The organism is Hymenobacter gelipurpurascens (assembly GCF_900187375.1).
Classification (GTDB): domain Bacteria; phylum Bacteroidota; class Bacteroidia; order Cytophagales; family Hymenobacteraceae; genus Hymenobacter; species Hymenobacter gelipurpurascens.
The window spans coordinates 817,829-833,064 of sequence record NZ_FYEW01000002.1 but is presented as its reverse complement, the minus strand read 5'-3'; the positions used below and the strand labels follow the sequence as shown (position 1 = coordinate 833,064).

At 56.9% G+C, this 15,236-nt stretch carries 9 protein-coding genes; 5 read left to right on the top strand and 4 right to left on the bottom strand.

From position 1 onward, the window contains the following. The first annotated feature begins 34 nt into the window (after window positions 1–34). The 5 genes from CFT68_RS15335 (at window position 35) to CFT68_RS15315 (ending at window position 5,027) form a co-directional block, all read left to right on the top strand. The gene (locus CFT68_RS15335; protein ID WP_088844413.1) at window positions 35–1,033 is read left to right on the top strand and encodes an AAA family ATPase; all 999 of its coding nucleotides are present in this window, start codon (window positions 35–37) and stop codon (window positions 1,031–1,033) included. A 39-nt stretch (window positions 1,034–1,072) separates the two neighbouring features. Then, a complete protein-coding gene (locus CFT68_RS15330; RefSeq protein WP_088844412.1) occupies window positions 1,073–1,630 on the top strand; it encodes an acyltransferase in 558 nt (185 codons plus the stop codon). Further along, window positions 1,581–3,050: a lipopolysaccharide biosynthesis protein gene (locus CFT68_RS15325; protein WP_212590419.1), complete on the top strand. Its 1,470-nt coding sequence runs from the start codon at window positions 1,581–1,583 to the stop codon at window positions 3,048–3,050. The genes CFT68_RS15330 and CFT68_RS15325 overlap by 50 nt, the downstream gene beginning before the upstream one ends. 202 nt (window positions 3,051–3,252) lie before the next feature. After that, a complete protein-coding gene (locus CFT68_RS15320) occupies window positions 3,253–4,149 on the top strand; it encodes a YicC/YloC family endoribonuclease (RefSeq protein ID WP_088844410.1) in 897 nt (298 codons plus the stop codon). 332 nt (window positions 4,150–4,481) lie between these two features. Then, the gene (locus tag CFT68_RS15315; protein ID WP_141106586.1) at window positions 4,482–5,027 is read left to right on the top strand and encodes a hypothetical protein; all 546 of its coding nucleotides are present in this window, start codon (window positions 4,482–4,484) and stop codon (window positions 5,025–5,027) included. A gap of 380 nt (window positions 5,028–5,407) precedes the next feature. On the opposite strand, the gene CFT68_RS15310 is transcribed toward CFT68_RS15315, so the two are convergent. The 4 genes from CFT68_RS15310 to sov all read right to left on the bottom strand — a co-directional run bounded on the left by CFT68_RS15310 (window position 5,408) and on the right by sov (window position 15,212). Continuing rightward, on the bottom strand, window positions 5,408–6,676 hold the full coding sequence (locus CFT68_RS15310; protein WP_170934819.1) for a M28 family metallopeptidase: 1,269 nt from the start codon (window positions 6,674–6,676) through the stop codon (window positions 5,408–5,410). Window positions 6,677–6,696: 20 nt separating this feature from the next. Beyond that, window positions 6,697–7,104 (bottom strand): VanZ family protein, encoded by a 408-nt coding sequence (locus CFT68_RS15305; protein ID WP_088844407.1) that lies wholly within the window; start codon window positions 7,102–7,104, stop codon window positions 6,697–6,699. Between the two features lie 23 nt (window positions 7,105–7,127). After that, window positions 7,128–7,508 (bottom strand): glycine cleavage system protein GcvH, encoded by a 381-nt coding sequence (gcvH, locus tag CFT68_RS15300; protein ID WP_088844406.1) that lies wholly within the window; start codon window positions 7,506–7,508, stop codon window positions 7,128–7,130. Window positions 7,509–7,709: 201 nt separating this feature from the next. Then, complete coding sequence (sov, locus tag CFT68_RS15295) at window positions 7,710–15,212, bottom strand: T9SS outer membrane translocon Sov/SprA (RefSeq protein ID WP_245815406.1); 7,503 nt, start codon at window positions 15,210–15,212, stop codon at window positions 7,710–7,712. Window positions 15,213–15,236 lie beyond the last annotated feature (24 nt).

The following is a 15,236-nucleotide window of genomic DNA, read 5'->3' as shown; positions in this document are numbered from 1 at the left end:
TTACCTTTAGGCTCTTGCCTATTCCGCATTTCGTATGTCGCTTCCTTCTGTTCCTGACGCCCAGCCGTCGGGTGTGCCAGATTATCAACTCAAGATCAAGCAGGTATTTGCCGAAGTCGGCAAAGTGGTGGTAGGCCAGCAGTATATGGTCGGGCGCCTGCTGATTGGGCTATTCACCGGTGGTCACATCTTATTGGAGGGCGTGCCTGGCCTAGCCAAAACTCTCACCATCAGTACCTTGTCAAAGGTGCTGCATCTGCACTTTCAGCGCGTGCAATTCACACCCGATTTGTTGCCTTCCGACCTTGTCGGAACCATGATCTACAACCAGACGCAGTCGGAATTTGAGGTGAAGAAAGGCCCCATCTTCGCCAACCTGGTGCTGGCTGATGAGGTGAACCGCTCGCCGGCCAAGGTGCAAAGTGCCCTGCTGGAAGCCATGCAGGAAAAGCAGGTGACCATTGGCGAAACCACCTATCCGCTGGACCTGCCGTTCCTGGTGCTGGCCACTCAGAACCCGGTAGAGCAGGAAGGGACGTACCCGTTGCCGGAAGCGCAGGTTGACCGCTTCATGATGAAGGTGTTTGTGGATTACCTCAAGAAAACCGACGAGCTGGAGGTAATGCGGCGCATGGCCAATATGAGCTTCGAAGGCGAGGTAAACCCCATTCTGACGAAAGAGGACATCTTCGGCATCCGACAGCAGATCAATCAGGTGCAGATTTCTGAAACGCTGGAGAAGTACATTATCGAGCTGGTTTTTGCCACCCGCAAGCCCGCCGAGTACGATCTGGCGGAGTTCCAGCAGTACGTGCAGTTTGGCGTGAGCCCCAGAGCCAGCATTGCGCTGCACCGGGCCGCCAAAGCAGTGGCCTACTTAGATGAGCGGGATTATGTGTTGCCCGAAGACATCAAGGAAGTGGCTTCCGATGTGCTCAACCACCGCATTCTGCTCACCTATGAAGCCGAAGCGGATGGCATCCGCACCCAGGATCTGATTGAGGCCATTCTGCGCAAAGTCCCCATTAGCTAGGCCTGTCTGCTGCCGTATGCTGCGCAAGAACTCTGAGCTATGAGAAAAGGGCTGAAGCACGTGGTGGCTCGTGCACTGGGGCTCCGGAAGGAAATGCCCCTGAGCTTTTATGCGCTGGATGTGCTGTTCCGGCGGATACTGCGGCAAAATGCGGAAGTGAAGTGGGCCGTGCACCACACCAGCACCATCCGGAACCCACGGCAGCTGGTGGTAGGCCAGGGCACCTTTCCCGGCGACTCGCCCGGTGTGTACATCAATGCCGATAACGGTATCACCATCGGCGACTTTACCAACGTGGGTCCGCAGGTAGGCCTGATATCAGCCAACCATGATTTGGTTGTGAATACCAAAGGCGAGGCGGCCCCGCCGCTACGCATCGGGAGTTTCTGCTGGCTGGGGATGGGCGCCGTCGTTCTGCCCGGCGTCGAGCTCGGCGACTTTACCGTGGTAGGGGCGGGGGCCGTCGTAACGCGAAGCTTCCCGGCTGGCTACTGCGTGGTAGCCGGTAATCCAGCACGCCTTCTAAAGCAGCTTAATCAGGATGAATGTGATGCCCAAGCCCGGCGGGAGTACGAGCGGCACGCTGCTGGGAAATAGCGCGTACATCTTCCTGATCCGGTTTTTTCCTGCCCTGGCCAGCGTAGCGGCCCTGGTGTGGCTGTCGCGATACATGGAGCCGGCCTATTACGGGCGTTACCAAAGTTTCTGGGTACAATGGCAGGTGCTACAAGTAGTGGCTTGTCTGGGGTTGCCAACGCTGGTGCTCAGCTACCCTGCCGCCAGGGTAAGTGGCCTAGCCAAAGGCATAACCAGAAAGCAGGCAGCGTTGCTCGGCAGTTGGATGCTATTGGTAGCCATAGGGTTTGCGTTGCTTCAGCAGTACGTGGGCTCCCCCTTTGGGCCATGGCAAGCCGGAACCTTCCTGTTGCTAAGTACCCCGGTGGCGGTGTTGGAAGCCTTTGCTCTGCTGGGGCGCCAGCTGCGGTCAGTAGCGTTGCTGAATGTGGCCTACGCCGGCGTGTTTGGCCTGAGCCATGCCTTTCTGGTTGGCCGGCTTCTGAATAGTGAGCAACTGCTCGGGTGGCTGCTGGTGGCCAACCTGCTGCGCCTGGTAGCCTTAGGCCAGTTGGCCCGGCGGCACTACCGCTCCCAGGAGTCGGCAGTGCCCATACAGCTGCACACTGTGCAAAGCCTTTGGATGCACACGGCTCTGAATGAAGTAGTTCAGATGCTGTTTCGGTGGGTGGATAAGTTTGCGCTGAACTTCGTGCTGCCGGCCGCCTTGTTCGCTCTGTATTTCAATGGTACACTCGATGTACCCTTTCTGCCTCTGCTGCTGGGAGCCACGGGCAGCGCGCTACTGCTCCATTTCAACCAGCCTGGCCTACCCGATGCGGAGCGGCTGGCCACCCTGAAATCGGCCGCAACGGTGCTGAGTGCTATTGTGTTTCCGCTGTTCTTCTTTCTGCTGTTCTTCCGCTACGAGCTGTTTGGGGTGGTATTTGCGCACCGCTACGATGGCGCTGTTCCGCTGTTTCTCGTGTCGAGCCTGGTGCTGCCTTTGCGGGCCTACAACTTTACGGCGTTACTCCAGCACAAAGGCTGTGGCCGTGTTATTACTACCGGCGCCCTGCTGGATTTGCTGCTTGCCTTTGCGCTCATGTATCCGTTGTATCGGCTGCTAGGCCTGTCTGGGGTGGCGCTGGCTTTCGTAATAAGCACTTACTGTCAGGCCGGATATTATCTGGCACAAACGGCCCAGCTGCTAGGCCAGTCCTGGGTTGACTTATTGCCTTGTCGCCCCTGGCTTTTCCAGTTTGTAGGGTTTGGTATTGGGCTTTTTCTTCTGCACAGTCTGCTGGCCGCCGTTTTTTCGGAACAGTTGATGGTTGTGGTAGGTGGGAGCGGTGTAGGCCTAGTAGTGCTGCTAGTGGTCTGGAGAGCGAAAACAGGCAAAGCCGGCTTGCTGCATACACCCACTTCGGAAAAGGTAACGCCCGAAAGAATAGGCCATTAAATCAGCTGCCTGCCTAAACAGAGATTCCTGAAACTCGCTAGGCCACTTCAAGGGTTCAGGAACAGCAAGTTGCGCGTGCTACTGGCACACCGCATGTATTGTGCTAATATTGTCAAAGCAAAATGCAGGTGTTGCGCTTCTGTCTAGCACCTCCTGTTTTGCTTTACACCGCTGTTAGTAAGCTCAAATCATCCCTCAGACCATGCTTCAGTCTATGACCGGCTACGGTATCGCTCATCGCGAAACCGACCGCTATGCCGCTACCATTGAGATAAAGTCGCTTAATTCCAAAAGTTTAGACCTGAGCTTGCGGCTGCCGCGCTTTCTGCAGGATCGGGAATTGGAAATCCGCAACCTAGTCACCAAGAGCCTTATCCGGGGCAAAGTAAACCTGAACCTGGACTTTGTGCGTCCGCGCGCGACGGGTGCTCAAGGATCAATCCTGAACAAGGATGCATTGGCACTGGCCTACCGTGAGCTTCAGGAACTGACTGTGGTAACGGGGGCTTCTTTGGAGCAACTCACGGCTCTGGCTCATGCGCTGCCCGGCTCCCTGCGTATTCCAACTGATGCCACCGCCGCTACGGAGGAGGAAGAGAATGTGCCGTGGGAAGAACTGCTGCCTCTCCTGCACGAGGCCTTGGACCGCGTAAACCAATTCCGGCGCGACGAAGGCCAGGCGCTGACTACCGAAATTCTGGGCTACCTGGACCGCATCCGGATTCAGCTGGAGGATGTGGAGCGGCATGATCCTACCCGCATTGAGCAGGTTCGGCTGCGGTTGCAAAACCACTTGGCCGAGATAACGGGAAGCGAGCATTTCAACGCTACTCGTTTCGAACAGGAGGTTCTGTACTATATCGAGAAGCTTGACATCGCCGAGGAAAAGGTGCGGTTGATCAACCATTTGCATTACTTCACCGAAACGGTCTACTTGCCAGAGCCCACGGGAAAGAAACTTGCGTTTATTTCGCAAGAAATTGGTCGAGAGATCAATACCATCGGTTCCAAAGCCAACGACTCCGTCATTCAGCACTTGGTTGTTGGGATGAAGGAGGAATTGGAGAAAATAAAGGAGCAGATCAACAACATTCTGTAAATCCGAAACACATTTCGGAGGCGTTGAAACTCTATTCAATTGAACTTTACAGGCATTATTAGGCATATGATATTTCCAATATGGCATAGGTGTTTTTCGGGATTATTCAATAAACGAGAAATATTGTTTTGGTATATAAATCCGCTTGATTACGTTTATCGTAAGATTTTCAGCAAGTGCCCATGGGCTCAGGACTGCTAAAAAGATTATTTCTTTGGTTACAGCTTGCAGCTTTAAGTTTTGTCCGTAAATTGTGTTATCCAAACAGAGTGCCTTCGTGGTGTTCTAATGGCCATCTCCTTTTGATTTTCACCTTTTTTCAGCCTACAACTATGAAAAAAGTATTACTCGCAGCCCCTGTTTTTTGCCTGATGCTTCTGCTGATGGCAGCCCGCCCCTTTGCTGAGGTGGAATTAATTAAGAAGCGCGTTCTGAGTGAGCGGGTGGAAATCCTTATCCCCAAAGGTTTTGAGGTGATGAGCGAGCAGCAGATGGACTTTAACTATGCCAAGGCACAGAGCCGTCCTAGCGTTATCTACACCAACAGCAAGGAAGCCAGCATCGCCTTCTCCTACACCGACAATACCGCCGATCAGGACATGATCGACATGTATGCCGATAACTTCTACAAGATGTACTCCAAGCAGTACAAAGAAGCTAAGTGGTTCAACCACGGTGTAAAGGAAGTAAACGGTCGTAAAGTGGGCTACATGGAGCTGATGAAGCCCGAGCTAGGCCACGAAGTATATAACCTGGTTTTCTTCACCGACGTGGAAGGCAAGCTGCTGATGTGCAACTTCACCTGCGCTGACCGTCAGAAGCCTGAGTGGGAGAACGTTGCCAAGCAGATCATGACTTCGTTCAAGACGAACGGCTAGTCTACTTCGACCCTTAAACACTCTCTTTATTATCCCGAAACTTCCTGGCTGCCAAGCCGGAGGTTTCGGGATAACTGCTTTATGCCTACACGCAATTACCCAGGAGGTAAGAAGTTAGCGTGGGTTGATCCATAGCATTCTGTAAGTAGCAGCAGTAGGGCAAAAAGGACCAAAGAGAGGTACTGCTGGCACAAAAGAGGCACATAAGCCATAGGGAAGCAAAGCCGCTTAAATGCTGCCATCAATACAGGCTTAGAGAAATGCCTGACGACTACATCATACGCATAGCATGCCAGAAGAAAAGCACGCAGGCTGCATTTTTCAACTAGATGCAGAGTTGCTAAGGCCAGTAAATGTGGAGGAACCGAGCAAGTAAATGGCTATTTGCCGGGAGTGTCCAGTGTTCGAAGAAAATCGCGCAGCAGGCCAAATGCTCCTGCAAAGCCGGTGAGAGGCAGGGTTGCTGCTCGGTCTTGCACGTCATGGTAGAAAGTGGGCGTGCCTCGGGTGTATAGGAAAAACGCGGGCACACCTCGTTCCGAAAAGTGGTAATGGTCGGAATTGGCGGCCCGGCCTCTAGCAGCCAGGGAAGGAAGATAATGGCCTGCAGCGTTCAGCTGAGTAAGCAGTTGGTACTGCGCCTCAAATACCCGCCCGTTTACTACTGTTGCGCCCTCCTGACCAGTGCCCAAGAGGTCGAGGTTCAGCAGAAACCGAATACTTGGCAGAGGAACTAGAGGGTGCTCGACAAAATACTGTGAGCCTAGTAAACCGGCTTCTTCCGCCCCAAAAGCAATGAATACCAGCGAACAAGCCGGCCGGTTTGCCGGCTGCGCGAAGTGTGCCGCCAGTTCCAGCAGCATAGCTGTTCCACTAGCGTTGTCGTTGGCCCCAGGAAAATAGGCGCGGTGGCCTAGCATTCCCAGGTGGTCGTAATGAGCCGTCACGACCAAAAAAGAATCGGGGTGCACGCGGCCGGGCAGGTACCCGACGAGGTTCTGGGTTTGGTAGGCTGGTTGAAAAACGGCGTCGAGGCGCAACCGAATGGTTTTCGCAGCGCTAGGCCACTTGCTTGCCAATACCTGCACCTGCGGCTGCGCTAGTTGCTGGTTCGCGAGGGAGGCAGTAAGCTTACCCTGCACCAGCGTAATGCGGCTGGCAGCGGAAGCTAGATGCTCCTGAACTGCGGCCGGTAGCTTGCTAAGCCGGGCTACATCTGGCTGGCGTAGCACGAGGCTATGGGCGCGTAAATTGGTGGCAAGCAACTGCTGCTGGGCAGCTTCCTGTGTGAAAATCAGCGTGTCGAGTGTGAAAACTGCTCCTTCTAGCTTCGCGGGGCCTGAACCTGGTTCAGCAATAAAATCTTCGCCTGCCCGCAGGCTGAGCTCATCTACACGCAAGGCGGCGTGTCCCGGAAATGTATTGATGGGCAATGAGAAGGACTGCGTGTAGTCTGGCGCCAGTTGCTGTAGGCCTAGATCAGCGAAGCGCTTCCGAAGGTAAGCAGCGGCTTTGTGCTCGCCTTGTTTTACATAGCCACGGCCATGGAACGCCGATGAAGCTAGGGTTGCAATAGTCCGCCGAGCGCGGTTCATGTCCTGAGCCGGCGCCGGGACATTGGCCCACAACGTAAACAGCGCGGCCAGCACAACGAAGTGGCCTAGGCATCTCATTGCCAGAACCGGCGCGTGGAAGCCATGAGCCCTAAACCGATAACAACGCCAATAGTATCGCTTAGCACGTCGGACCACTCGCCGTGGCGGCCAAGGTCCATCGCCATCTGAACGATTTCAATGGCTGCTCCAAATGCCACGCAGGCTACCAGCAGCCACCAAAACGTATACTGGTGTAGCGTAGGCCAGGCGGTTTGGCGCGCACCTGAGAAATAGGACAGAACGGCCAGCACAAAGAATACGGCGGCATGTGCCGCGGTATCAAAGGCCAGCAGATTCCAGGTAGGCGTTTCCGGCATTTCATCTGCCGGCGTAAGCGTCATCAACAACACAAACGCCGCCCATGCCAGCGGCAGAGCAATAAAGGCTCGGCGACGGGGCAGGGGCGGCGCAGTGGTAGGCATAGCGAAGCTGGTGGTAAGAAGGCTTAGGCGCCTACTAGCTCGCCGTAAGTTTCAGAAGATAAGAGTGCATCCAGCTCCGCCGTGTTGGCAATGGACATCTTGATCATCCAGCCGTCGCCGTAAGGGTCGGAGTTCACCAGCTCGGGGCTACCATCCAGCTTATCGTTGATTTCGAGTACAGTGCCGGAGATGGGGCTGAACAGGTCCGATACCGTTTTTACGGCTTCAACCGTGCCAAACACTTCGCCTTCGGCCACTTCTTTATCGAGGGTATCAATATCCACGTACACAATGTCGCCAAGCTCTTTCTGAGCGTGGTCGGTGATGCCGATGAAGGCGACATCTCCTTCCACACGGATCCATTCGTGTTCTTTCGTGTACTTCAGGGTGGCGGGCAAATTCATGTGATGCGGGTTTGGAGAATTTGGGAAGAATGCGCCAATGCGCGGTGCTTCAAAAGTAAAGGTTAAATGATGGAAAGCCGAAATTGTTCGCAGGAGAATTCGCTAGGCCACGAGTTCCAGTAGGCGCCCCGCCACAGGTATAAAGCCAAACAGCCCGACTGGCCTAGGTCAGTCGGGCTGTTGCCGAGTAAAAGGCGCCCCTTACTGCGAGAGGCTGTAGCGTAGCTGAATGCCGCCTTCGGTGGCCGTATTCTTGAAGGCATTTGCCACGCGGGGTGTGGTAATATTCTGGGTGAAGAAGAACTGCAGGTTCAGGCGCTGGTTTAGAATATAGTCGATGGTGGGGCGGAGCTGAACCTGGCGGGCACCGTTCGTGGTCTGGCTGGACGCGCGGCCCAGGCTGGTATCTGTCACGTCCAGAATGGCGCGCTGAATGGTGTAATTGTCGCGGATGCTCATGTCGAGGCGCACGTTCAGTTCATTGCGCAGAATCTTCTGCTCACCGCCGATGCGGAACGGAATCTTCAGGCGGTTAGTCACGTAGCCTAGGCCTATCACCACTTCCTGCGAGCGAATTTCCGTTACCTGCGCGTTGGTTGTGTTTAGGCCCAAGGTGCGGTCAACGCGGTATTCCAGGCGGCCGGTGGTTTTGCCGGTGGTCTGGAAGTTCAGGCCAATAAGCGGAGCCAGGCGCTCGGCAATGGTTACATTTCCAATTACATAGTACGGAATGTACTGGCTGCTGCTGTTGGTGAGATACGGAAAGTCGAAGCCGTTCTTCCCATCCGGGGTTCTGTCGTAGCCGGTGGCCGTAGTGTAGCCGTTGATGTTGTAGCTCGACGTGTACACGTGGTTCAGCGTGATGGAACGGAAGTACTGCTGCATGAACGGCAGCTCGGCTAGGCCATTGTACTCAATGCTCCAGTTCGGGATAGGCAGCATCGCAAACGGGTCGAAATTTTTGGCCTTATACCCACCCGACGACTTGCCGCGGTAGGCATCCAGGAAAGCCGGCAGCAGCACATCCTGCGAGTTGTAGCCGTAGCTGCCGGGGTTGGTGTTGGCCGCTTCCAACTGGTCGCGCACCGGCGCCCGGTTTTGCACAAACCGCTCAAAAGCTTTCGAGGTTTCGCCATTGGCGTTCAGGTCACCGAACAGGGTGCGTACCGTGATAACTGAGGTGCTGAATGTACCCGAACCCAGCGGGTTGCTGGCAGTCGGGCTGATCTGATCAGGAAGAGGCTCCAGAGTGTCTTCATTAATCAGCAGTCGATAAAAAACTTCACGGTTACGTACCAGCTGACGACGAGCATCTAGCCGAATAAAGAAGTTGCGAACCGGCTCCAACGAGGTGCGCAAGGCCAGGTTCTCAGTAAGTAGCGAACTGAGCGGGGTGTTTAGGTACTGGCTGCTTGGGGTGTACCAGCCCTCATCAAAAGCCCGATCAAACAATGCATCCAGATCATACTGGCGGCCTAGCAGGAACGGTACACCGGGGGCATTGAAGTCGCTGTTCATCCCGAAGAAGCGGGTGCCAGGAAGGTAGCCGGGCAGCAAGGTGCCGTTGCTACGCGCGTACGTGAAGTCGAGGGAGCGCGCCGTCATCAGGGAGCGAAGAATGCCCTTGAGAACCCGTAGCTCCGGCCCATTCGTAGAGTCCTGCGGAACCGTTTCCTGCCCCTGGCCCGCTAGGCCAGGTACCGCCCGTTGCACTTTGCCTTTCACGCCGGGCTCGGTGCTGCGGGGCGCGGGTGGGGGAGCGTTGTTGATGATATTGAGGAAGCGCACCTTGTTGTAGAGCTTCACCAAATCAATCTTGCCATTGGCACTCAGCTCGCCGTTGTTCTGGATGGTATTGCCCAGGTTTAGCGGAGCCGTGGGCCCGTTAGGTTCAAGTGGGTTGATGGGAGCTGTGAGGGCCGTGGAAGCAGCCTGCCAGGTGTAGTTGGCGGCGTATCGCGCATCGGCTGAGAGCCAATCGGTGAGCGGGAACTTGTCGAGAGGCAGGCGATAAGTAGCGGCTATGGTCTGGTTGAAGTTGGTGGTACGGCCGCCGCGCTTGAAGAGGTTGTCGCGGATCAGCTGACGGTTGCGCTTGGCAATATCGCTGTCGCCGATGGTGGTGCCGGGCTCTTCATCTATCACGGAGCGGTTGGTGGCCGTGTAGTCTAGGGCCAGGGCCTTGGTCAGGTCCCAGCGCATATCATAGATGCGGTTGAAGAAGAACGATTTCTGGAACACGCCCGGAATACCATCCGTAACGGGAACCTGGCCGGGCTCCAGCGTGCGTTGCAGGAACCGCTCGTTGTAGCGACGGTCAAGGTCGGCCCGGAAGGAGAAGCGCGAGGGCAGTGGCGTAAAGTTCACTTCCTGCAGCATCTTCAGGTACGGCGAGTCGAAGGCCTTTACTTTGGCCAGCGGCGTGTAGCTCTTGGGCACCGTCTGGTAGACGTAGGCCAGTGCCCCGGTGTAGGTGCGGGTGTAGTCGCGGTCGGTCCGGATATCGGTGTGCAGGCGCTCGGTGTAGGAGTAGCTCACCGCGAAGTTCTCGATGTCGTAGGGCATCACCTTCTTCTCCGGGTTCGTCCGCTCCTTGCGCACGTTCAGCACACTGATGCTGCGCTGGCTGGTCTGGTCGATAACTTCCTTCTTGTAATCAGCCTTTTCCTGCGCCGTCTCGAACTTCTCCAACGACTGCGTGAGCTTGGTGTCGGGGTCGAGCGGGTCGTACTTGGGCGCACGACTTTCAATGCCAGCCTGCACCAGCACCGGCACCCGGAGGCCTAGCTTCTCGGGGAAGAACTTATCGGCGGCAATAGTCGCATTCAGGTCGCCGCGCGTGATGTTATCGATGGAGCGCTGCTGCGCTCGGTCCTGTAGGCCACCAAAGCCCGTGGTGATGTAGCTGCCCGTGGCCGTCACGTTGGCCAGATCGGCTAGCTTGGCGTTGAAGCGGGCCGTAGCGGCCCAGCCACTTTCGGTATCGAAGTCGAACACCCGCAACTCATCGGCCCACAGCGTAATGGACTTAGGCGCGTTGTCGTCTCGGGGGTTCAGTAGGCCTATCATCACGCCCTGCACCGCCGAGAAATCGGGGTTGCCGACTACCGTAATCTGCCCGCCCTTGTCATCGGTGATGGTAAACGGAATGGCGTAATCTATGGCACCGTTGGCAGCCTTGTTGCGGGCGGCTTTGGCATCGATAAACTGCTGGAAGGCTACATCAATGCGGTTTTCTATAGGCCACACGGCATTAGCCAGTTCCTCCGGATTGCTTGGCAACTGACCGGGCTGCGTCAGCTGCAGCGGAATAGAGTACTCGTAGTAGTTCTGGGAGTAATCGGTGCCGATGCGCAAGAAAGCGCGCACCTGGCCGTCGCGCACACTGCGGTCCTGGCTTTCGGCGTGCAGGAACATGCGCAGGCGCTTGTAGCGCAGCATGTTGGTGCTCACGTTCTTGTAGCTGGCCTTGGCAAATCCGTCGCGTAGGCCATCCACCGTCAGGCGCAGGCTCGACTCGTTCTGCAGGCGGTTTACGGTGCTGGAGCCATACTCCTTGTCGCGGCGAATGTTGGGGGGCAGCACGTACGGAATAGCATCGGTAGTGCCAGCAGGAACATTGGACAAGCCGTTTTCTTCCAGGCTCACCGTCGAGATGTCGAAAGCATCCGCGTCGGTATCGGGGTTGAGCACGGGGCCGGTCTGCTGAATCCGGTTGAGGTAGCGGCGCCACTGGTTAGCCACAAACTGGGGCTGCACCATGCGCAGTACTACCGGCTGCTCCCACTGCGTGAGATACATCCGCAGGAACCGAATGGACTTGAAGCCGAAGTCCTGACCGGCTGGCACGCCTACCACGCCCGTGGGCTGGCGCACCGGAATCCGGAACTGGTACCACGTCACCTCGTCGCCGCCGGTATCGGTGTTCTTGTTCGTGACTTTATCCACGATGTAGTTCTGGCCTACTGCCAGCTGGCCAGGGCGCAGCGCAAGTTTATACTCGTAGTAGCGCTCCGTATCGGAAATAACGTTGTCGCGGTTGAGGTCTTCTTTGTCGGGATAGGCAGTATTGCTGAGCTGGCTGCCCTCAGGCGAGTTGTTCTCCAGGCCATTGAAGTCCTTGTAGCGCGCCAGAATCTTGGCATCCTGCTGATCGAAGCTGGGGTCGAGGTGATGGCGGAAGTTATCGGCGGCCGGGTCAGCGAAACCGGTGTACGGAGCCGGAATGCCGGGCAGCGCCCGTTCAGCGTCGCTGTTTACGCCGTCTAGGCCTATGTCCTGGCGGGCGCGGGCACCATTGGCGGCATTGAAGGCATCGGTCAGGAAGGGCTGACGCGTGACGCGGCCGAAATCAGTGGGTTTCACGTCGGCTAGGTCGTCGTCAACCGGTAGGCCGTTCTCAAACTCGTGCTGGTTGCCGTCCTTCAGCACATCTTCCGAGACGGAGCCCAGGTTGATGTACAACTCGCCGCCCGTTGTGTTGGGCGCGTTGTGCCCGTCGGAGTCCGTTACGTTGGCTAGGCCAGTAGCGCTGTTGATGAACGGGTCCATCATCCAGAACTCCAGATACTCCACGTTGGCGTTGTCGAAGTCCGTGTCAAACGTGATTTCGCGGGAAATGCCCGCGTAGCGCGTCGCGTTGGCAGCGCCGGAGGTAGCAGCAAACGTGCGGCCGTTGGCGCCTACGTTGGGCGTGTAGTTGTACTGGCCGCGCTCATCGGGGAAGTAGGCCATGTCCAGGGTATACTCAAAAGCGTTGCCCGTGGTGCCTACGTCACGGTTGGGGAATATCTCCGTCCGCTTGATGCCCCGCACATAATGGTTTTTTAGGTCGTTGGTGCCGATGTTCTGAGGCTTGGCCGAGCCGCCGGTGTAGTAGCTCTGGTCTACGGTGTACCAGGCCAGCTTGGCGCGGCGGTAAGCCGACTCCAGGCCAGTAGTAGTGGCGCCCAATAAGGGTGCCGGCGTAGAGGCCAGCCGCCAGGTAGTAGCGGAATTGGTGCCGCCCAGCGTATAGGGAGTGCGGGAATTTTCGAAGTCATCGATATACGAAACGCCATTTTCGCCGCCCGTACCGCCGTTCCCCAGCTTCGACTGGCCGGGCAGCAGCTGCGCAAACTCGCCGCTAAACGCTACCGACGATACCTCCTTGGTGGAGATAAACGGCAGCATATCCAGGTACTTGGTAATGGCCCTCGACTCGCGGCGGGCATTTACATCGAAGCCGTAAATGGTGTTATTGCCGGGCTCGTCGCCGATGTTCACGCGGTTGATACCGGGGGCCTGGTTTTCGAGCAGGTGTAGCACCGTGGCCCCGAAGTTCACGTCGTTGTTCAGGCGGTAGTCAAACCGGGCGCCCACCAGCTTGCGCGGTTGCACCTGCACCAGCGCATTTTTCTCAAACTGCACCCGCAGCTCATTGGCCGAGTTCAGGTAGCTGGGGTTGAGAATCTTCACGATGGCCTGATCGTAGAAAACCTGGTAGTCGACGCCTTCCTGCAGAAGCGTGCTACCGGCATATACCCGCACCGAGCCCTGCGCCACACCAATGCCGGGCAGGCTAATTTCGTTGGTAGACGTGGCCTGGAACCGGCCGCGCAAGAAGAACTTATCCTTTTCCTGGCGCTGCTGCGCGTCGCTCTGTACTTGGTTGTACAGCTCCCGGTACACGTATTTGCGCGCCAGCTCCCGCTCCGCCGCGCCATTGGCGCCCGTAGTATCAAACTGGGCGGCCAGGTAGCTGCCGAAGGGCTGCACCTCCGGGAAGATGATCTTGCCCAGCTCCGTATCAATGGTGATGCCGGGGAAGAAGTCGAAGTTGCCGTCGGGGTTGCGGTCGTTGTTGGGGTTTACGTTGTCGAGGTTCAGCACCTCAATCAGCGGACGGTTCTGGATGTTCTGGCCCTCCTTGAGCGAAATCAGATCGACGCCCGTCACGTCGTCTTTGTACACCAACTGCAGCTGGAAATTGTCGCGGTTGAGCTGCGAAGCGTTCAGCGGGTAGATGTTTTTCATCATCAGGTCCCACGTCGGCAGGTTGCGCGTCTGCAGATTGGTGTTGGCGGGGTTCTCCGTCGGGTTGGCCAGGCCTATAGCGGGGTTGGTGGCCTTCAGCATCTTCAGGAAGATGACCTGGTCCTGGCCTACGTTGGAGTAATCGTCCACGGTTTCCCCCACTTTGTAGGTCTTACCGTTGTAGAGGTACTCAAACGAAACACCCAGTACCTGCTCAGGCAACAGCTGGGTATTCAGCGAGATATAGCCGAGCTGAGCATTGAACGTGTATTCGCGCGGGTCCAGCTTCCGGGCCCGAATGTGCTCGTAATCGATGTTCTTTTCCAGGCGTAGGCCACCCAGGTAGTTTTCTACACTCAAGTCGCCGCGGGCATCCGCATTTGGGGTGCCGGGCCTAATAATGCTGCCGAACAGCGTGTTAGCGGCGTTGTCGGCGGGAGCAGTGGGGCGGGAGCCTTGCGTAAAGCTGCTGCGGTACACCCGCAACGGCTCGCCCACGTCCATCAGCGTTACCACGTTGCGCAGGTTGTCGCTCTGGCGGTTATCGTTGGTCACGTACACTTCCAGGCGCCGGATTTCAATGCCGCTCTGCACCGTGGGCAGGTTGCGTAGGGCCCCGTCATACCGGTCGCGGAAGAACTGCGACAGGAAGTAGTGCCGGTCGCGCTCATACTGGCTGGCTTTCAACTCAAACGGCCGGCTCTGGCCACCATTTTGAATGCGCACTTCATCTGACTGGCCGCGCAAAGTGCTGGCTACTGCCGTTACGCCCAAGCGCCCAAACTGTAGTTGCGTCTTCAGGCCAAACAGATTCTGGCCCCCCGTAATAAGCGAGTTGTTCAGGGGCAAACTCACATTACCCAGCTCCACCTTCCGGATGATATCCGTGTCGTAGCCGGTGTAATCGAGCTTCATGTTATTCTCGAAGTCGAAGGCCGCGCGGGTGTCGTAATTAAACGTCAGTTTCAGCTTCTCCCCAATCTGACCGGTCAGGTTGAGGTTGAGGTTCTGATCAAACTGAAAGTCGCCGACGCGCTGCTGCCGCAGCGTGAGGGTGGGGTTCTCGTTGCGGTTAAAACGAGCACCCATGCGCAGCGTCACGGAACCCTGCGGGCGAATATCTACGTAGCTGCCCCCAAAAATACGGTCGGCCATGGGGCCGAGGTAGATTTTGGGAATCAGGCGCTGTGGGCCAGGGGTATTAGCATCGCCGGCCACCCCACCGTTGGAGCGCTGCCGGAAGTAGTTGCGCACCGCCTGCTGCTGCTGCCAGCGCGAGTACTCCTCAAATGTCATTCGGCTGGGGTCACGGAAATCCAGCTCCGTGCCTATCCGTTCCCGAATATCAAAGTTCTGGAGGCTATCATCCGGCTGAACGTCGAGGTTCACGTTGCCGGGCAGCGGCAGCACCAGCGGAGAACGGCGGCGCTGCGGCGAGAAGGGCGTCCCGATGCGGTCCTGCGGGCTGACCTTGGGCCGGCGGCTAGGCCTGTAGCGCGTGGTATCGGTGGTAGGCGTATCCGGGGCAAAGGCATGCAAGCGCCGCGTACCGTCTGGCAGCCACGACCATAGTTTCTGCATCGCAAACGGCTCAGCCGAGTGGCTGTTCGGTTTGGCTTGCGACCACCAGGCCACCAACGACACAACGGCTACCAGTGAGGCAGCAAGGGACTTCTTACCGGTATTCAATTGTCAATAATCCGTCGGAAAGGG